This window comes from Cellulophaga sp. Hel_I_12, assembly GCF_000799565.1.
GTDB lineage: Bacteria > Bacteroidota > Bacteroidia > Flavobacteriales > Flavobacteriaceae > Cellulophaga.
This window is the reverse complement of record NZ_JUHB01000001.1, coordinates 1694421-1712475: the sequence shown is the minus strand read 5'-3', so window position 1 is coordinate 1712475 and position 18055 is coordinate 1694421. Positions and strand designations below refer to the sequence as shown.

The window sequence follows — 18055 nt, the reverse complement described above, 5'->3', positions numbered from 1 at the left end:
CCAGATTACACCGTCGCAACTAAACTTTGGTCTACAAGGGCTAACCCGTCATCAATTAAATGCCCCAGTTTTGGATTATTTAGTTTCACCTCCTCTAAATGTTTAAGGATGGCTTCCGAGAATTCAGCATCATTACTTTGCTTCGCCAATTCATACAATTCAATAGAAAGTAACCAATCATTTGGATAGGCATGCTTTAGCTCTTGAAAAACCTTGTTTCTTGATATGGTCACGTTTCGTCCTTCGCGAAAATCTCTAATGTGTTGGTAATACTGTTCAAGTTGTTCGCTTGCAGCGTCTTTGATAGGCTTAATGGTGGTGTCTGTTACCTTATGCGTTATTAAATCAAAACTAGACACATCAGCGGGGCCATTAAAGGCAGAAACGATACGTTCACCCACGGCCATATGATATAGTCCATATTCAGGCTTAAACAGTACCGTGGCATGATGCCTTACCGTACAATTGTCAAAAGTGATAAGGATTATTTCACCTTGTAAATTACGTGTTCCTGTAATGATTTCTCCTTGAACCTTTATGCCTCCTTCGAAATCTAGGGTAATGGTTTGTCCTTCAAAAATATTATAGGCTTTTAAATCTCTGGGGCTCATGTCTTCTATGGCAATATTGATCCCTTTTAATTTTCCAATGGGGGCGCCAAAACCATGAACATGGTGTTTAGTGCTGTGACCTACTAGTTCTCTTTCTCGATAGGATAGGGCTGTTTTTCCTTTGGTTTCAAAGTAAATGGGCTTATGGTCAAATTCAATAACACTTTCAAAATTTCCTGAAATTTGTAGGCCAGTGCTTAATTCAATAGTGCCTAATTCCTTAGAGTTAATGAGCTTTTGAATACCTGATAAACCTCCTTTTCGTAGTGCCATGGTATTGGCAAATTCTTCTAAAACCTGGCTTAAATAAGCAAAATCGGGGGTTACAAATAATTGTGGTTGTGGTTTTGTGATATCAAAAGAGGTGTGAGCCGCTTCAATAGAATAGGGTATTTTTTTTACCTTTTCTGTCATACACCAAGCACTTTCTCCGATCGAGGATAGCAGGCCTGCACCGTAAATTTTTGGATCTTCTAGAGTTCCAATCAAGCCATACTCAACAGTCCACCAATGTAAGTTTCGAATTAAGGCGATTTCACTTGGTTCGCCCATATTTTCTTGTAAATATTCAATATGCTTTTCTGCTTTTTCAATTTTATCTAATGGCGTGCCATGTGCTTCTTTGATAATAGAAAGATGCCTAACGGCTTCGTACAACTCATAATCTTTAGCACTAGAAATTGCTTTGCAACCAATTTCTCCAAATCGTCTTAAATATTCTGCATATTCAGGGTTAGCAATTATCGGGGCATGTCCGGCACCTTCATGAATAATATCAGGTGCAGGGGTATATTCAATATGTTCTAACTGCCGAATATCCGAAGCAATAACAAGTACATTGTAGGCTTGAAATTCCATAAAAGCAGAAGGCGGAATAAAGCCGTCTACGGCAACCGCTGCCCAACCAATTTCCTGTAAAATACGGTTCATCCCATACATATTAGGAATATGATCGATGGAAATCCCTGTTTTTTTAAGTCCCTCTAAATACGACTTATGAGCCACTTTACTTAAATAATCCACATTTTTACGCATCACATAACGCCAAACAGCCTGGTTTACGGCGGTGTAATCGCTATACTCTTGTGGTTTTATAAACTGTTTTAAATGCTCTGGAAGCTTATCAAGTATAGGGTTGCTTTGGAAAGACATAGTTCTTTTTTTTCGGATTTAAAGATACAAAATGAGTTCAAAATAACCGGTACTTTAAGAATGTTTTGATACCTTTTGGTTTTTTAGGACATAAAAAAATCCGCTTACAAGCGGATTTTTAGGCTATTTTAGTTGGCTACTATCGGTGGATAGGCTTCAAGAATTTCAGAAACAAATTTCTTAATTTGTTCTTCTTTCTTTTCTATATTTTTGGTGTTGCTAAGCGTGCCTACGCCTTTTCCTTGCCAAACCAATTGTTTGTCTTTGGTATCGATGAGGTCAATATATAAAGAGCCTTCTGTTCGAGTACTAACGTGGTTTCCGCCCCAGCCACCAAGACCGCCGCCCCACATCCAAGGATTCATGCCCCAGCCTCCCCAGCCAAAACCTCCCCAGCCCATGCCGCCCCAACCCCAACCGAAGTTGTTGTTGAAAACATCGACTTGTTCACTTTCTTTGGTAAAAATGCTCACCAAAATATCTGGATTTTCTGATTTTGAAAAACCTCTGGTCGCCATTTCTGATTCGATAGCATATAGAATTCTCTTCTTATCTAAATCAGATATTTGCGCTCTATCGATACCTGTTTTATAAAAAGCATAGGTTTTATATTCTTTAAAATTTGTTTTTGCATCATAATCCGCTACAACTCGTACAGAAGAACAAGAGCTAAGTAGTAAAAGCGCCACTATGGGAAGGGCTAAAAGTTGAACTATTTTCATAACATTTGTTTTTAATTGGGTTCGTATTGATACTATTAAAATAGAATCAAAAATCATGCCGAATAAGCCAGTTTAGCGATACTTATTTGTTTTTGCATGGTATCCGTAAGGACAATGACGACAACCGCTTTCACAGCAATAACCCCGTTTTAAATGGTACTGTTCTGTGAAAACTCGGTACCCTTCTTTCGATAAATAATAGTCACCTTCTTCTGCGGGTAATACCTTTTTCATGGAGTGAATACGCGTAATTTTAGGTATAAAAATAAGCTTAATTACGATGTTTACATAAAATTAGCATATTTTTTTAAGGTCATTCAACGACATTGTGTGTCATAAAACTAATTAATTAGCTTAGCATTGCTCTAGTGGGTTTATTTGTTAGGAACGCAAATTTTTAAAATGATAATAGTATCGCGGTATTTTTTTTATAAGAATTATGTTGGTCTCAGTTTATGGCCTTTTTTAATTCTAAAAAATAGCACCTTAAAAAAAGATGCGGTTTTAATTCATCACGAGCACATACACCTCAAGCAGCAAAAAGAGTTGTTATTGGTTTTTTTTTATGTGTTGTATGTACTAGAGTGGTTGTTGCGATCTCTTTGGTATTTAGACACCTATAAAGCCTATCAAAATATTAGTTTTGAGCGCGAGGCTTATGCCAATGAAGTTCATTTAAATTATGCTTCACAACGAAAACCTTTCAGCTTTATTAAATATCTTTGAGCCTTCAAAGATGTCTAGTGGAAAGTAGTAACCAAAAAGTAATTCTTCCTCTTTTAACAAAGAAAAATATTTCGCTCTTTATCAAGCGAGAAGATGAAATACACCCCTTTATTTCGGGGAACAAATATCGAAAACTCAAATATAATTTAGTAGAAGCAAAGCGATTAGGATGTGCTAATTTAATTACCTTTGGTGGTGCTTATAGCAATCATATTGCCGCTACTGCCTATGCAGGTAAGATGGCTAATTTAAAAACGATTGGTGTAGTACGTGGTGAAGAATTAATAGACAAGTGGCAAGAGAATCCCACTTTAAAATTTGCGCATGATCAGGGTATGGCTTTTAAATTTGTTTCGAGATCCTGGTATCGCGAAAAGCATACAGAGAAAGTACAAAATGAATTAAAAGAAGAATTTGGAGATTTTTATAGCCTTCCTGAGGGTGGCACAAATGAATTAGCGGTAAAAGGCTGTGAAGAAATTTTAACTAAAAAAGATGCTTTTTTTGATGTTATTTGTAGCTGCGTAGGCACAGGTGGAACTATAGCGGGGATTAGTAATTCAGCGAAGGACCATCAAAAAGTTATTGGTTTTCCTGCCCTGAAAGGTGATTTTCTAAAGAAAGATATTCGTAAATTTGCAGTGCAGAACAATTGGGATTTGATAACGGATTATCATTTTGGTGGCTATGGAAAAGTCGATGAAACGCTAATTCATTTTATGAATAATTTTAAACGAGAAACTACCATACCTCTGGATCCCGTTTATACTGGAAAAATGATGTTTGGGTTAGTAGATTTAATACAAAATGATTATTTTAAACCCAACACCAAAATTCTAGCCATTCATTCTGGAGGTTTACAGGGTGTTTTAGGCATGAATTTAAAACTAGAAAAGAAAAATTTACCCTTATTGATGGTATGATGAAAAAAATTATAGTACTTATTTTACTTGTTTTTTTTGCCTCTTGTAAAGCTAAAAAACGTACGGTTTCCTACAGTAAAAAACCAAATTCGGTGAGTGAAACCCCAACGATGACTTCCCCGGTAAACGAAAGCAAATCTGTTTATCTACTCCCCGAGGATTCAGGAAAATTTATTGAATTTCCCATCAATTCAGTAGAGGACTATATTGACACCTTTGCAGAAATAGCTCAATTTGAAATGAAAGCCTACGGTATACCAGCGAGCATTACGCTAGCGCAAGGTATTTTAGAAAGTGGCTTTGGTAAAAGTGCATTGGTTAAAAAAACCAATAATCATTTCGGAATTAAATGTCATAAAGGCTGGGAAGGCGAGTACGATTTTCATGATGACGATGAGAAGGGAGAATGTTTTAGAAAATACAATCACCCGATGTATTCTTTTAGAGATCACAGTCTTTTTTTAACCAGTAGAGCGCGATACGCTTTTTTATTTGATTTAGATACCAATGATTATCGTGGATGGGCGCACGGATTAAAAAAGGCTGGCTATGCGACAGATTATAAATATCCGAGTAAATTAATTTCTTTTATAGAACGTTACGACCTCCATAAATACGATGATAATGTTGTAAATGAAGGTTATGTTGTTAAAAGAGAACCCAAACAATATGAGCTTAATTCGCATACCGTGGTAAAAGGCGATACCTTATATTCTATCTCTAGAACCTATTTTGTCTCGGTAGATGACATTATGGAAGCAAATAATTTAAAAAGCAGTAGCCTTAGTGTTGGACAAAAATTGACTATTAAATCTGTAAAAAAATAAAAAGAATGCAATACCAAAGAAGTAGTCAACTTTTTAATGAAGCACAAAACTATATTCCAGGAGGTGTAAATTCACCTGTAAGAGCCTTCAAGGCTGTAGGTGGAACGCCTATTTTTGTGAAAGAAGCGAAGGGAGCCTATTTGACAGATGTGGATGACAACCGTTTAATTGATTATATCTCTTCTTGGGGCCCCTTAATTTTGGGTCATGCTTACGAGCCTGTGATAAATGCGGTGATCGAAAAAGCAAAAAAAGGTACTTCGTTTGGAATGCCCACCGAAATAGAAACACAATTAGCGAAACTAGCTGTTTCTATGGTGCCTAATATCGATAAAATTAGATTTGTAAATAGTGGTACAGAAGCTTGTATGAGTGCCGTAAGGTTGGCGCGGGGTTTTACAGGAAAAGATAAAATCATTAAGTTTTCTGGTTGTTATCATGGCCATTCAGATTCTTTTTTAATTCAAGCCGGTAGTGGAGCAGTGACCTTTGGTTCACCCAACAGTCCTGGTGTTACTCAAGGAACAGCAAAAGATACCTTGTTAGCCAATTATAACGATTTAGAAAGTGTTCAAGCCTTGGTAGCTGCTAATAAGCGAGAAATAGCAGCTGTAATTATTGAGCCAGTGGCGGGAAATATGGGTTGTATTGTTCCCGATGAAGCTTTTATTAAAGGATTAAGAGAATTATGTACCCAAGAGCATATTTTATTAATATTTGATGAGGTAATGACTGGTTTTCGCTTGGGAAAAGGTGGTGCGCAAGAAGTGTTGGGTATCGCTGCGGATATTGTTACGTTCGGGAAGGTTATTGGTGGTGGTTTGCCTGTTGGTGCTTTCGCTGCCAGGAACGAGATTATGGGTTATTTAGCGCCTGAGGGTCCAGTATACCAAGCAGGAACACTTAGTGGAAACCCCTTAGCTATGAGTGCTGGCTTAGCGATGTTAACCGAATTGAACAACAACCCAGATGTTTTTAGAAGTCTAGCAGATAAAACTGCCTATTTACATAAAGGTTTAGAAAAAGTATTAAAAGAGCACGGCATAGAGCATCAAATAAATAGATTTGGAAGTATGATTTCTGTTCATTTTACAGCGACTCCAGTAGTCGATTTTGCTTCATCCGCAAAAGGAAATAACGAAACTTTTAAAAAATATTTTCACGGAATGTTGCAAAACGGAGTGTATTTACCACCAAGTGCTTTCGAAAGTTATTTCTTAAACGATGCCCTTTCTTATGAGGATATTGACGCGACGATTAAGGCATTAGCAACAATTGCGCCCTCACTTAAATAATGAAACATAGGTATAAAAAAAAGAGAAGCTATTGGCTTCTCTTTTTTTATTTAGATAAAACAGCTTTGGACTATCTTTGATTTCTTCCTTTTCTAGGCCCCTCTTTTTTTATCATTTTTCTTTTTTGCTGTTGCTGCATTTTTTCCCATTTAGTAAACTGATCTTTATTTAAAATAGCTTCCATTTTGGCTTTTTGAGCTATTTGATGATCGAGCATTGCTGATTGCATGGCGAATTGCTCGTCTTTTGTGGGTTTTTTACGGTCGTCACTGGCTCTTAATGCTTTTAGTTCAGTTTGTTTTGACAGCCTTTTGGATGCATTTTCTAAGTTTAATTCATATACTTTAGCTTGCTGACTTTCGTTCAGATCTAAAGCTAATGTCATCTTTTTTGTACTTAGGGTAGCCATTTGTTCAGGACTCAATTTTTCTCCGCCCCTTCTTTGTGCGAATCCGTTTAAACTTATTAAGGCAGTCAGGATTAAAACTAATTTTTTCATAATTTTTATTTTTTAAGATTATACCTTTAGGACTAGCTTAGGTGCAAAAGGTTTAAGTTAGCTTGTTGGTATTAGTAGTTTTTTAACACTATCCTTAAAAAAAAATCAGCAAACACGGTATGTTTGCTGATTTATGATAATCTAAGAGCTGCTTGAGCTTTAGTTTAGGTTTTCGTAGGTATTTTTTTTGTATTCTAAAGGACTAACGTCACTTGTTTTATTTTCTAAGCCTTCATTAGCTGCGAATTTAGTAGTGGCAACTTCTTCATGTGCAGGAGTTTCTTCCATCTGATGATAAAAGATAGCGCATACAGCAAAGGAACATAAGTAAAGTAAACTTTTAAATTTAGGTTTCATATTCAAGTAATTTGGGATGCTAAAGTTAATGAAAAGAAATAGGCGTTTCTCCTAATTGTTGTGAAATGAATTCTTTTTGTAGCTGAATCATTCATTTATTGTGGTGTACTATGCTTTAGCGCCAAGAGTCAAGGGGTACCGATAAAAGCTAGGGAAATAGCTTGTTTATACAAAATATTCTACCAATGAAACACTAGTAAGTTTAATTGTTTTAGGGGTGTAGTGCTAAGCTCTTGTTCTGTGTTGTTTTAAGTATCCGTACCAAGGAACACTAAACAAGAAATTTAAAATAAGGATAGTAATAGTAGGCATTTAGTGGTATGTGACATGATTTCTGGGGTTTAACTCTTTGCCCAAAAGTATGCCATAAGGCCATTTGCTCAGAAGATGAAAAGAAAAAAGACCAATTTCTATAGCTTAGTTGAAGAGTACTGCGGGTAAACGGTTAAGTGATTTTTAAAAAAAACTTAACGCCAGTAGTCTAAAGCTATAAAAATTGATCTTTAACTTAAATTTTTATGAGTTTATTTAGGGTCTAAAATCATATCAATACGTTCAACAGCATCCTGTAAGTGATATTTACTCATGCTATCAGAGGTTCTTGAAATGGCACTTCTAACCGCGGCTCTTAAGGTATTTAATTCTGCTCTAGCTACTGATCTAATATCAGATTGGCTAGTATTAATAGCGCTAGAACCTCTTCTAGAGCTTTGGTTTTCAGCAGTCATCAAATAACCTAATCTATCAATATGTCCTTTTTGTAGATTTCTACGGTAGGTGTCTATTTTAGATCCTCTTGAAAGCTCAGCCCAAATACCAGTTCTAAGATCTTTCATCATCTCAGTTAAAGCATAAGCATCTTTGCCATGTACCGTTTCATTTTCGATCATACGAGACATTTTACCTAGGTTCAAAATATTATCCAAGGTTCTTACTTGAATAGAACGCAAGCGTTCTACAGAACCTGAAGCTTCAATTTTATTAAAGATATCTTGATCTAATAACCATTCTGGAGTTTCAAATAATTGTTTTTGAACAAAGTCTAAACTATTTTTTTGACGTTCCTTAGCAACTGGTGTATACACGGCTCCATCTTGTCCAAAGGCCTTATATATTTCATAAACACCACCAATGTTATTCGATACATGACCCATGTAGCGATTGTATTGCCCTAATACTTGCTCGTAAAGCGTTCCTAAATCATCATAATTTTTACCATCTTCAGCAATCCATGTGCTTATGTTTGGAACAATACGCTTTAAGTTAGCGATACCGTACATGCTTGCTTTAACAGCATCATCACCTAGATCTTCTGTTTGTGAACTTGGGTCAATAACTTCTCCTTGTTGACGTCCAAAACGATATAATGGGTCTCCAGCATGTTTTAAAATCCAGCTATCTAAAACGGCCTTTTCGTCTTCTGCCGTTTTATCAAAAATAGGACGGTATCCCCAGCTAATTGAATATTTATCATAAATACCAATTTCTGGCATTAAAGCAACACCTTCATCACCTGGTTGCGCAACATAATTAAAACGTGCGTAATCCATAATTGATGGGGCTGTACCATATTTTTTAGTAAAGGAAGCAGAACGTAAAGAATCTACGGGATAGGCAACACTACTACCCATGTTATGCGGTAAACCTAAGGTATGACCAACTTCGTGCGAAGAAACAAAACGAATTAAACGTCCCATAACTTCTGTTTTAAAGGCAACACCTCTGGCATCTTCATTAATGGCAGCAGTTTGTACAAAAAACCAGTTACGCAATAGGGTCATTACATTATGATACCAGTTAATGTCTGATTCTAAAATTTCACCAGTTCTTGGATCACTAACGTGAGGTCCGTTGGCATTAGGGATTGGAGAAGCTAAATAACGAACCACAGAATAACGCACGTCTTCAGGAGACCATTCTGGATCTTCTGCTGCAGTAGGGGGCTCTTTTGCAATAATTGCATTTTTAAAACCTGCCGCTTCGAACGCAATTTGCCAATCTTCGATACCTTGCTTTATAAAAGGTACCCATTCTTTTGGAGTTGCTCTATCAACATAATAAATAATCTGCTTTTTAGGCTCAACCAGTTCACCTCTCTTAAATTTTTCTACATCTTCGTCTTTAACTTCAAGTCTCCAACGATCTAAATATCGAACAGTTTTGCTTTCTTGAGCTTCTAAACCGTAATCTACTTGACCACGAGCAAACCAACCTACACGTTCATCAAAATAACGTCTTTTCATAGGTTCTGCGGGTAAAAGTATCATAGAATTGTTGATTTCTATAGATATAGACCCCAAATCTCCGTTAGATGGTGCATCACCAGCAGCATAGGTCTTTACGTGTCTGGCTTCAATATTTAAAGGATAACTTTTTAGAGACTCAATATAACTTCTGTCACCATCTAATCGTGAAACTTTATACTGCTTTTTATAAAAATCTGGCATGCCTAAAGCATTTACATCTTTTTCAAAAAGATCAGTAACGTCAATTACAGTAGCTGACTTTATGGAGTCTTTTTTAAAGGCTTTTATGTCAAAAGCATAGAGTACGGGTTCGAAATTAGAATTTACAACGGCTTCATGCACTGGCAATGAATCTGAAGCAACAATATCATGTGAAACCACACGTAAAAGCACTTTTTTATCTTTTTTTTCCCAACGTAATACTTGAGTGTTTATTTTTCCACCTCCAAAACCAATACCAGTGGCTGTTTTTGAAATACGGCTAACCATTAACATTTCTTTGTTGAACAAAGAATCAGGAATTTCATAGAAATATTTACTATCTATTTCGTGAACATCAAACAAACCTTTGTCTGTTTTGGCATCTTTAGTGATCACTTTATCATAAGGAAGAATTCCTCCTTTTTTTGCGGCTGGGGCTTCGGTTTTTGCCTCAGGCTTTTTATTTTTCTTCTTGAAAATTTGTGCTTCGGTTGTCGAAAAACAACCTACCAACATTACCACAAAGAGAGATCTTTGTATTACATTTTTAATCATTTTAGTAGAATAGTTTAATTAGTTCATTTCAAATTAATAAAATAAAAATCAAATTAATGTTAAGTATTTCTTAATGGAGTGCCTAAAAAATGCAACCACAAAAATAAAATGTTAAATAAAAATAGCTTTTAACGCAGTTAATGTAAATAAAATGTTAAAAATTAAAAAAATAAGTAATATTTTATGAAATGAACTGTCTATAATGGTATATTTGAAAATCAATAAAAAAAGCGTAGAAGTATTCTTTTATTTGAGTTAGTCCAGTCAAAGCTTCTGTTACTCAGAGGCTTTGTTGATTTTTTAAAATAGTACAGGTACGTATTTTATACACAAAAAGGAGAAAATAAAAGTATTTTCTCCTTTTTGTGTTTTTATTTAAAAGTTTATTCTTGTAGTGATACTATTAAGTCGTTATCAGTCTTTGTTACCTTAGTAACTCCAGTTTTGTTCATGGCTTTTAAGCTTTTGTCCCATGCTTTATTGCTTAAGCCAGAAGCTTCTTTGAGGGCATTTAATGACATTTCTTTTTCTTTCTTTAAGATGTCAAAAATAACTTTTTCATTTTCAGATAATTCAACCTGCTTTTTCTCTGGTCGCATCTGTGGGAAGAATAAAACTTCTTGTATAGAAGAATTATTTGTCATCAACATCACTAAACGATCAATACCAATACCAATGCCACTTGTTGGTGGCATACCGTATTCTAAAGCCCTGATAAAATCTTGATCAATAAACATGGCTTCATCATCCCCTTTTGCAGACAAGCGCAGTTGCTCTTCAAATCGTTCTCTTTGATCAATAGGGTCATTAAGCTCAGAATAGCAATTCGCCAATTCTTTTCCATTGACCATCAACTCAAAACGTTCTGTTAATTCAGGGTTATCTCTATGTTCTTTGGTTAGGGGGCTCATTTCTTTTGGATAATCGGTAATAAATGTGGGTTGCACATAAAAGTGCTCACACTTTTCACCAAATATTTCATCAATAAGTTTCCCTACACCCATAGTGTCGTCAACTTCTAAGCCTAATTTTTTCGCAATCTCTCTGAGTTCAATATCTGTTTTGCCAGCAACATCATAGCCAGTATGCTCTTTTATGGCGGCTAAAATTGGAATTCTAGGATAGGGTGCTTTAAATTCTATCATGTTCTTGCCAACTTGAACCTGAGATTTTCCATTGGCATCTATGGCTACTTTTTCAAGAAGTTGTTCGGTCATATCCATCATCCAATGGTAGTCTTTGTAGGCAACATATAATTCCATAACCGTAAATTCTGGATTATGTGTTCTGTCCATTCCTTCATTTCTAAAATCTTTAGAGAATTCATAGACGCCATCAAAACCACCCACAATTAAACGTTTTAAGTATAATTCATTGGCAATACGCAAATACAATGGGATGTTTAAAGCATTGTGGTGTGTTAAAAATGGGCGAGCTGCTGCCCCTCCAGGAATGGGTTGCAGAATAGGAGTTTCAACTTCTAGATATTCTCTATCATTAAAAAACTGACGAATACTATTGGTTATTTTTGTTCTTTTAATGAAGGTTTCTTTTACCTGTGGATTTACAATTAAATCTACATAACGTTGCCGGTAGCGTAATTCGGGATCATTAAACTCGTCGTGTACTTTTCCGTCTGGATCAACTTTAGGTAAAGGTAGTGGTCGTAAGGCTTTACATAATATCGTAAAGTTTTTTACAAGCACCGTTTTTTCGCCTACCTGTGTCGTAAACAATTCACCTTCAACGCCAATAATATCCCCTAAATCAAGTAGTTTTTTAAAAACATCGTTGTATTTAGAATGGTCGTCTTCTGGACAAATTTCATCTCTGTTAAAATACAATTGAACACGACCTTCGCTATCTTGTAATTCTGCAAAAGAAGCTTTTCCTTGAATTTTTTTTCGCATTAATCTACCTGCAACAACTACCTTTTTACCTTCTTGATAGGCATTTTTTATAGTTTTAGAGGTAGTGTCAACAGGGTATAAAGCTGCTGGATAAGGATTAATACCAATTTCACGTAATTTGGTAAGTTTTTCTCTTCGGATGACTTCTTGTTCTGAAAGTTGCATTTTTTACTTTATTAAGGCTGCAAATATAGGTACAATGCGCGAAATCATTTGTCTGAAAAAAGTAAAAATTTTTAAACACCAGTTTTAAATGTGCTGTGTAACATTTACCGTAATTTTACGTCAAATGGTCACATTCATCAATCAAAATCAAACTAAATGAGTATTTGGAGAGTTATTTTAGCTATTTTATTTCCCCCACTAGCGGTCATCGGGAAAGGTTGCGGTTCTATAATCATTGTTTTTTTACTAACGCTATGTGGTTGGGTACCAGGCGTAATTGCTGCTTTGGTAATTTTAAATAATCCCGATAAATAATAGTTATTCTTTAGTAAGCAGTGCTCGGTAGCAGTTGGCAGCGCAATTTTTTTAATAATTTTTACCGATATATTTTATACTTATTATTTATAGATTTAAATCTAAAACCTTTAATTTATAAGGCATAATGCCTACAGCTTAATGCCTAAAGCCTTTCTGCCAACTGCTATTGTTTACTTTTGACAGTTGATTTTTATTTATCTTTGCAGGGATGAGTAAAGAAGTTATACTTAAAGATTTAGGTTTAAAAGATTATAAAGAAACTTGGGATTATCAAGAGCAGCTTTTTAAAACTATTATTGATGCAAAAATCAAAAATAGAAGAGAGGAATTGGCCCTTGAAACGGCTAATTATTTCCTATTTGTAGAACATCCTCATGTATATACTTTAGGAAAAAGTGGTGACATCACTAACCTGCTGGTTGACGAAGTGCAATTAGCTGAAAAGGGAGCTACTTTTTATAAAATTAATAGGGGAGGCGATATTACCTATCACGGACCAGGGCAAATTGTGGGCTATCCTATTTTAGACTTGGATAATTTTTTTACTGATATTCATAAATATTTACGCTTTTTAGAGGAGGTTGTGATACTTACCTTAGCTGAATATGGACTAAAAACCGAACGTTCAGAAGGAGAAACTGGCGTTTGGTTGGATGTAGGCACACCATTTGCTCGTAAAATTTGCGCTATGGGTGTACGGGCCAGCCGTTGGGTAACCATGCACGGGTTTGCTTTAAATGTAAATGCTGATTTAGGGTTTTTTGATTTGATGATCCCTTGTGGCATAAAAGGTAAAGCAGTTACTTCTTTAAATGTAGAATTAGGTAAAAAAGTAGTAGATGTTGAAGAGGTGAAAGAGAAGCTTTTAAAACATTTTGCAAATCTTTTTGAGGCTCAATTCATATAAGCTAAAAGCTATAAAGTGCAACGTATATGAAAACTTACATCTATATTGGGTAATGCTTCGTACGTATCCGAAAGACTAATATCGTTTGCAACGATGATTCCATCATTTCCGTTTTTCGAAAACGCTACAAAACTATTCTGAGTATTTGTGAAGGTGCCATCTTCGGTTTTAAAAGTAATGACCATAAAATCTTCCTCTGTATCACCTAAATTAGTACTGTAATTTCCATTATTAAATGAATCGCTATAAACTCCTAGAACCACAGTCAAGGAATACTCCAAGTCATCATTGCTGGCTTTAAAAGTCATTAAACTATGGTCATCATTAATTTGAGTAACACAAGGATCGCTTACGACATTAAAAGTTGTTCCATTGACGGTAATGGTATTTTCATTTAAAGCATATTTAAGTGCTATTTTTTCTTTTGAAGTGGGCACATCAGCTGAATTATTTTGATTGCTTTTGGTATGGCAGCTAATGAGCAGTAAAATTAAAGGTACTTTATGGAACAGTAAATTAAAGTAGTGCATCCTTGATTTTTAGTGACTAAATTTAATTATTTTTTTAAATATTTTTACATTAAAAAATACAATTATAGGTTTATTTTTAGACTATTTAACTTAGGGGATTACTTAAATTTAGTGAGTTCTGTAGCACTTATAAGATCCCCATCTTTTTGATAGCTTTCTTGTTTTACCATACCAACCCCTTCGGCTAACCATAAACGTGAAGGAAAAGTTTTTTTTATACCCATGATTTGCGATTCATTTTCACTATAAATCACAAAACATTCAAATGATCCTGCAGGAGTTGTAATGGTTTCTATTTTTTCTACTTTTCTATTCATCATGTTAACCATAGTTTTCATATTCATTCCTGCCATCTTAACATTCATGGTAACATTAGCTTCTTGTAGTTCTTGTCCAACAGATAAATCATTAGGCAATTCAATATCAGTGCCTGATAAATCTACCTGAACATCCATTTCTTTATACTGCTCTAGCATTTGACTTGGCATTAAAGATTGGAAATCTATTTTGACTCCTGAATCAGTGCATATTATAGTGTAATTAGACGTTACAATTTCATTGCCTTTTTTATCGAGAAGAATTACAGACATTTCTGCTATAGTCTCACCACCTGAATTTATGACACTATTTACTTTGTAGTTCGAAGTGCCATCGGGTTTGCCCTTTTTATCGAACATTGAATATTGAAAACTTGTGCCTTCCTCGAAGGGATAATATTTACTGCAATGTACTTGCCCTGATGCAAAATTTACGGCTAAAATAAGCAGGAGGCTTAGCATAGTTTGAGTTTTCATGTGGTATGGAATTAGTGTTTATGACACTAAAATAAACCTTATGACCACAAAAATATTTTCATATGTATGGAAAGAATCTTTTCTTGTGTAAATGGAATAATCCTTAGTTTATCCTATACACAATTAATGAGTTTTCTAAGTCTTTTGCTACCAATTCTAGCTTTTTATCATTATCCATATCGGCTAAATCTATGACTGATGTGCCATATATAGGAAAGTTCGCTATGGCTTCTGCTTTACTGTCAAATAAATAAATCTTTTGATTTTGAATATCGGTAACACTAACATATATTTTATTGGCACTATAAAAAATTTGTGGTTTTGTGTACACACCAAGTTCAAGTTCAACCGATTTGCCTTTTATGCTTAAGGTGTTTTCATTCATAGTGGCTAATACCGTGCTGGTAGTTTGTAATCCGTGATCTTTATTGAGGTTGAGATTTGTTTGGGTTATCGTGCCTTTTTCGTCTATTTGATAAAGGTTGCCTTTGGTGTCTGTTGTAGAAAATTTATTGTTGTAGTTAAAGATTTCATTTTGTGAAAAGTTTATTTTTTGCTTCACTAAAATTCTATCGGTACCAGTTCTACTTAGTATTCGTAGGGTGCCATTTTCTTCAGGAAAAACAATATAATCTTTGGTATTCATTCTAAAATGTTTAGGCGCTTGCGTTATTCTAGAGCTAGCTTCTTTAAAATTAAAGCCATCTACTCTTTTAGCCCTATTGTCTAGCATGGTTATTTTTCGATCTTGAACAATTAAAAAACGATAATTTCTAGTATTATCGTAATCAAAAACTGAAAAACTGCTTATGGGACCACCTGTTATCGTGGTATTAAAGTCTTTAACCAAGTCACCGTTTCGATCTAAAATCGTTACAGTATTTGCAGTGGCAAAGGCTAACTGTAAGCGCCCATTTCTGTAAAGATCTACTTGTGCTATCTTTCCTAAAATTTTACCATCAAGCTCTTTTTTCCATAATACCTTACCGTCAGTCCCGATGAGGTAGAGGTAGTTGTCTTGATCTTGAACCACGATCTCTTTTTTATTCGTTTGGTGATTGCGAACAAATTGAGCCTGATTGGCAATGTCGCTATCCAAGCGTACTGTAAATAGCGGCGCAGTCATGTTGAGCTCCGTTTTTGAAGCTATCTTTTTAAAGCTAAGACTCGTATGATAAAAACCTTGATCTGCCACGAGTTGCGCTACTAGGGTATGTTCTTTGAGATCTAAATTCTTTAAGTCCTTTAATATGTCATTTTTAAAATGGTCTTTCATAAAGTTGTCCACCCCTTCAGGGGAAACAACCAATAACATATTAGATTCGTCTGCAATGCTATTTTTAACGCTGTTGTACGTTTCAGATTTATCAAAAGTAGCTTCATTTTTAAAACTGCTGATGCAGTTTTGAAGTGATTCTATATCTTCAGAAAAGATAAATGTATTTTCTAGTATCGTGTAATAATTAGTTTCAAAACCTGAAATTAACGAAGAAAAGCTGCTCAGTACATTTGTATCGGTTAAGGCCACCATATCATTACCTTGGTATGTGACTGTTTCTTTCGATTTTTCTTCCAGATATTTTAGAATGTTTTCTGCACCATAATTTTGAAGTATAACAACTTTATTTTGAGCGAAGTACACCAGGCCTAATTCATGAACCGAATTAAAAACGGTATCCTTTTTAGAAAGTGTTTCTAAAAAGCCTTGTTGATTTTTATAAAAGTCAGCAAAGTTCTCAAATGTAAATGAAAGAATGGCCTTTGCATTTAAGGGCGCATAGCTTGGCGTAGCGTTTGTAGTCGGTTCAATTTGTTGAAACAAACTCACAAATTTTGTAGGTGCTTTTGCGGTACTGATACCGCTAAAATTAAGTTGTGTTTGGTCTAGGTTGATATCCAGAGAAATCCACTCCGAAAAATCTGAAAATACCACAGATTTTTTTTCGTTTAGATACCTATTTAAAATACCATTAGCATATTTTGTGTGTATAAAAACAACGGCTGCTTTAGTTTTGCTAGAGGCAGCAAATAGTTGAGCTAATCCTTCCTCAATTTTTGAGGTTTCTTTGGAGCGAATTAAATTTTCTATGAGTAGTTGTGAAGAGCTTGTAAAGGTGTTTGAAGCTCTGGTATAGTTAAATACGCTAGTGCTATCTATGGTGATTTTAGTATAAGTCGCGTTTTCATACCCAATCTCTTCTATGCTTTTGTTTTTTATGGTGGAGAGGTCTAGCTGAAGTGAATCGGATTTTGTTTGGAGTAAAAATTCGAATTTTTCTTTTCCGACTTCTACAAAAGATACAATAGCCTTGTTTTTGATGTCAAGACTTTCTAATGGTTTTATTTTACTGATCAGTTTAGGGTAATGTTCAGTTTTTTGTAAATTTTTTAAAAAATTATTATTTTTTAAATCGCTTTTTAAAACCTCAAAATCGTTTATTTTAATAACTAGTGCCGCATTGTTGGGAATGTAGTGCAGTAATGAATCTGTTTTAGCTTCCTTTTTTTTGCACGTTATACATAGAACAATAAGGAAAACTAGATATATATTTTTCATTAGCGAAGTCGTTATTTTTTTTTGAATGTGAATAGGTACTAAAAAAGCGTTTAGCAAATTTATAAATAATTACCTATTTAGGCTTCAAATCTGTTAGGTTAAGCGTTAATTGTTCTGGTACTAGTCTAAAGCTCTTTCTGTGGTATTTAGTAATACCGTATTTCCGTATAGCATCTCTATGTTCTTTAGTGGGGTATCCTTTATTTTGTTTCCAGTTATACATAGGGAATTCTACATGCAGATGATTCATGACTTCATCTCTATGGGTTTTTGCTAAAATAGATGCAGCGGCAATGCGCAAGAATTTGCTGTCTCCTTTTATAATACATTCATGAATAAAATCTTTATAGGGTTTAAACCTATTGCCATCGACAATAATAAATTTTGAACTTGTTTTTAATTGATCAATAGCCTTATGCATGGCGAGTATCGATGCATTCAATATATTCATCTTGTCTATTTCCTCATTCCATATATGTGCTACGCCAAAATTTAAAGCCGAAGCTTCCAGTATTGGTTTTAAAAAAACTCTCTTATGATGTGAAAGTAGTTTAGAATCATTAATTAAGGTATACTCAAAATTTTCGGGTAATACTATTGCAGCGGCAGTTACCGGTCCAGCGAGGCATCCACGTCCGGCTTCGTCTGTGCCTATTTCGGTAGCATTGAAAAATGTTTTTTTGAGCATAGTACGCTTACTAATTTATATTTATTTTCAAATTTAACAACTTAGCTGAATAAATGATAAAAAACACGAGGG

General features: G+C 34.9%; 17 protein-coding genes. 6 read left to right on the top strand and 11 right to left on the bottom strand.

The annotated features are described in order from the left end of the window. Positions 1 to 5: 5 nt before the first annotated feature. The 3 genes from GQ45_RS07715 to GQ45_RS18125 all read right to left on the bottom strand — a co-directional run bounded on the left by GQ45_RS07715 (position 6) and on the right by GQ45_RS18125 (position 2719). The gene (locus tag GQ45_RS07715; RefSeq protein ID WP_047416472.1) at positions 6 to 1763 is read right to left on the bottom strand and encodes an aromatic amino acid hydroxylase; all 1758 of its coding nucleotides are present in this window, start codon (positions 1761 to 1763) and stop codon (positions 6 to 8) included. A gap of 128 nt (positions 1764 to 1891) precedes the next feature. Beyond that, positions 1892 to 2485, bottom strand: coding sequence for a DUF4136 domain-containing protein (locus tag GQ45_RS07710; RefSeq protein ID WP_047420176.1), 594 nt, complete (start codon positions 2483 to 2485; stop codon positions 1892 to 1894). Positions 2486 to 2557: 72 nt separating this feature from the next. Continuing rightward, entirely contained in the window at positions 2558 to 2719 is a 162-nt protein-coding gene (locus tag GQ45_RS18125) for a DUF5522 domain-containing protein (protein WP_197056925.1), read from the bottom strand. Between the two features lie 168 nt (positions 2720 to 2887). Between GQ45_RS18125 and GQ45_RS07705 the strand changes: the two genes are divergently transcribed. From GQ45_RS07705 to hemL, 4 genes are read left to right on the top strand one after another with little or no spacing between them, the layout of a single operon-like run. After that, the gene (locus GQ45_RS07705; RefSeq protein ID WP_047416471.1) at positions 2888 to 3211 is read left to right on the top strand and encodes a hypothetical protein; all 324 of its coding nucleotides are present in this window, start codon (positions 2888 to 2890) and stop codon (positions 3209 to 3211) included. Between the two features lie 17 nt (positions 3212 to 3228). Further along, a complete protein-coding gene (locus GQ45_RS07700) occupies positions 3229 to 4134 on the top strand; it encodes a 1-aminocyclopropane-1-carboxylate deaminase/D-cysteine desulfhydrase (RefSeq protein ID WP_081980904.1) in 906 nt (301 codons plus the stop codon). Further along, positions 4131 to 4961, top strand: a complete 831-nt coding sequence (locus GQ45_RS07695; protein ID WP_047416470.1) for a glucosaminidase domain-containing protein — start codon at positions 4131 to 4133, stop codon at positions 4959 to 4961. The genes GQ45_RS07700 and GQ45_RS07695 overlap by 4 nt, the downstream gene beginning before the upstream one ends. Before the next feature lie 5 nt (positions 4962 to 4966). Continuing rightward, positions 4967 to 6256 (top strand): glutamate-1-semialdehyde 2,1-aminomutase, encoded by a 1290-nt coding sequence (gene hemL / locus GQ45_RS07690; RefSeq protein WP_047416468.1) that lies wholly within the window; start codon positions 4967 to 4969, stop codon positions 6254 to 6256. Positions 6257 to 6326: 70 nt separating this feature from the next. Here hemL and GQ45_RS07685 read toward each other — a convergent pair whose 3' ends face one another. The 4 genes from GQ45_RS07685 to lysS form a co-directional block, all read right to left on the bottom strand. Next, a complete protein-coding gene (locus GQ45_RS07685) occupies positions 6327 to 6755 on the bottom strand; it encodes a DUF4890 domain-containing protein (RefSeq protein ID WP_047416466.1) in 429 nt (142 codons plus the stop codon). 159 nt (positions 6756 to 6914) lie between these two features. Next, positions 6915 to 7112 (bottom strand): hypothetical protein, encoded by a 198-nt coding sequence (locus tag GQ45_RS18005; protein ID WP_156125375.1) that lies wholly within the window; start codon positions 7110 to 7112, stop codon positions 6915 to 6917. A 524-nt stretch (positions 7113 to 7636) separates the two neighbouring features. Further along, a complete protein-coding gene (locus GQ45_RS07680) occupies positions 7637 to 10114 on the bottom strand; it encodes a zinc-dependent metalloprotease (protein WP_047416465.1) in 2478 nt (825 codons plus the stop codon). Between the two features lie 383 nt (positions 10115 to 10497). Further along, positions 10498 to 12189 (bottom strand): lysine--tRNA ligase, encoded by a 1692-nt coding sequence (gene lysS / locus GQ45_RS07675; protein WP_047416463.1) that lies wholly within the window; start codon positions 12187 to 12189, stop codon positions 10498 to 10500. A 156-nt stretch (positions 12190 to 12345) separates the two neighbouring features. On the opposite strand from lysS, the gene GQ45_RS17800 reads away from it, so the two are divergent. Further along, entirely contained in the window at positions 12346 to 12504 is a 159-nt protein-coding gene (locus tag GQ45_RS17800; RefSeq protein WP_081980903.1) for a YqaE/Pmp3 family membrane protein, read from the top strand. 211 nt (positions 12505 to 12715) lie between these two features. After that, positions 12716 to 13414 carry a lipoyl(octanoyl) transferase LipB gene (gene lipB / locus GQ45_RS07670; protein WP_047416462.1) on the top strand — a complete coding sequence of 233 codons (699 nt, stop codon included), beginning with the start codon at positions 12716 to 12718 and terminating at the stop codon, positions 13412 to 13414. An 8-nt stretch (positions 13415 to 13422) separates the two neighbouring features. Here the strand turns inward: lipB and GQ45_RS07665 are convergent, their stop codons facing one another. The 4 genes from GQ45_RS07665 to GQ45_RS07650 form a co-directional block, all read right to left on the bottom strand. Then, positions 13423 to 13944, bottom strand: coding sequence for a hypothetical protein (locus GQ45_RS07665; RefSeq protein WP_047416459.1), 522 nt, complete (start codon positions 13942 to 13944; stop codon positions 13423 to 13425). Between the two features lie 98 nt (positions 13945 to 14042). Further along, a complete protein-coding gene (locus tag GQ45_RS07660; protein ID WP_047416456.1) occupies positions 14043 to 14738 on the bottom strand; it encodes a hypothetical protein in 696 nt (231 codons plus the stop codon). 103 nt (positions 14739 to 14841) lie between these two features. Further along, the gene (locus GQ45_RS07655; RefSeq protein WP_047420172.1) at positions 14842 to 17295 is read right to left on the bottom strand and encodes a hypothetical protein; all 2454 of its coding nucleotides are present in this window, start codon (positions 17293 to 17295) and stop codon (positions 14842 to 14844) included. Positions 17296 to 17368: 73 nt separating this feature from the next. Then, positions 17369 to 17983: a ribonuclease HII gene (locus GQ45_RS07650; RefSeq protein WP_047416454.1), complete on the bottom strand. Its 615-nt coding sequence runs from the start codon at positions 17981 to 17983 to the stop codon at positions 17369 to 17371. Positions 17984 to 18055 lie beyond the last annotated feature (72 nt).

What these genes read in the sequence shown, in the direction of transcription:
- GQ45_RS07715 (WP_047416472.1), bottom strand. Translation starts at nt 1,763, where the DNA reads ATGTCTTTCCAAAGCAACCCTATACTTGATAAGCTTCCAGAGCATTTA.
- GQ45_RS07710 (WP_047420176.1), bottom strand. Translation starts at nt 2,485, where the DNA reads ATGAAAATAGTTCAACTTTTAGCCCTTCCCATAGTGGCGCTTTTACTA.
- GQ45_RS18125 (WP_197056925.1), bottom strand. Translation starts at nt 2,719, where the DNA reads ATGAAAAAGGTATTACCCGCAGAAGAAGGTGACTATTATTTATCGAAA.
- GQ45_RS07705 (WP_047416471.1), top strand. Translation starts at nt 2,888, where the DNA reads ATGATAATAGTATCGCGGTATTTTTTTTATAAGAATTATGTTGGTCTC.
- GQ45_RS07695 (WP_047416470.1), top strand. Translation starts at nt 4,131, where the DNA reads ATGATGAAAAAAATTATAGTACTTATTTTACTTGTTTTTTTTGCCTCT.
- hemL (WP_047416468.1), top strand. Translation starts at nt 4,967, where the DNA reads ATGCAATACCAAAGAAGTAGTCAACTTTTTAATGAAGCACAAAACTAT.
- GQ45_RS07685 (WP_047416466.1), bottom strand. Translation starts at nt 6,755, where the DNA reads ATGAAAAAATTAGTTTTAATCCTGACTGCCTTAATAAGTTTAAACGGA.
- GQ45_RS18005 (WP_156125375.1), bottom strand. Translation starts at nt 7,112, where the DNA reads ATGAAACCTAAATTTAAAAGTTTACTTTACTTATGTTCCTTTGCTGTA.
- GQ45_RS07680 (WP_047416465.1), bottom strand. Translation starts at nt 10,114, where the DNA reads ATGATTAAAAATGTAATACAAAGATCTCTCTTTGTGGTAATGTTGGTA.
- lysS (WP_047416463.1), bottom strand. Translation starts at nt 12,189, where the DNA reads ATGCAACTTTCAGAACAAGAAGTCATCCGAAGAGAAAAACTTACCAAA.
- GQ45_RS17800 (WP_081980903.1), top strand. Translation starts at nt 12,346, where the DNA reads ATGAGTATTTGGAGAGTTATTTTAGCTATTTTATTTCCCCCACTAGCG.
- lipB (WP_047416462.1), top strand. Translation starts at nt 12,716, where the DNA reads ATGAGTAAAGAAGTTATACTTAAAGATTTAGGTTTAAAAGATTATAAA.
- GQ45_RS07665 (WP_047416459.1), bottom strand. Translation starts at nt 13,944, where the DNA reads ATGCACTACTTTAATTTACTGTTCCATAAAGTACCTTTAATTTTACTG.
- GQ45_RS07660 (WP_047416456.1), bottom strand. Translation starts at nt 14,738, where the DNA reads ATGAAAACTCAAACTATGCTAAGCCTCCTGCTTATTTTAGCCGTAAAT.
- GQ45_RS07655 (WP_047420172.1), bottom strand. Translation starts at nt 17,295, where the DNA reads ATGAAAAATATATATCTAGTTTTCCTTATTGTTCTATGTATAACGTGC.
- GQ45_RS07650 (WP_047416454.1), bottom strand. Translation starts at nt 17,983, where the DNA reads ATGCTCAAAAAAACATTTTTCAATGCTACCGAAATAGGCACAGACGAA.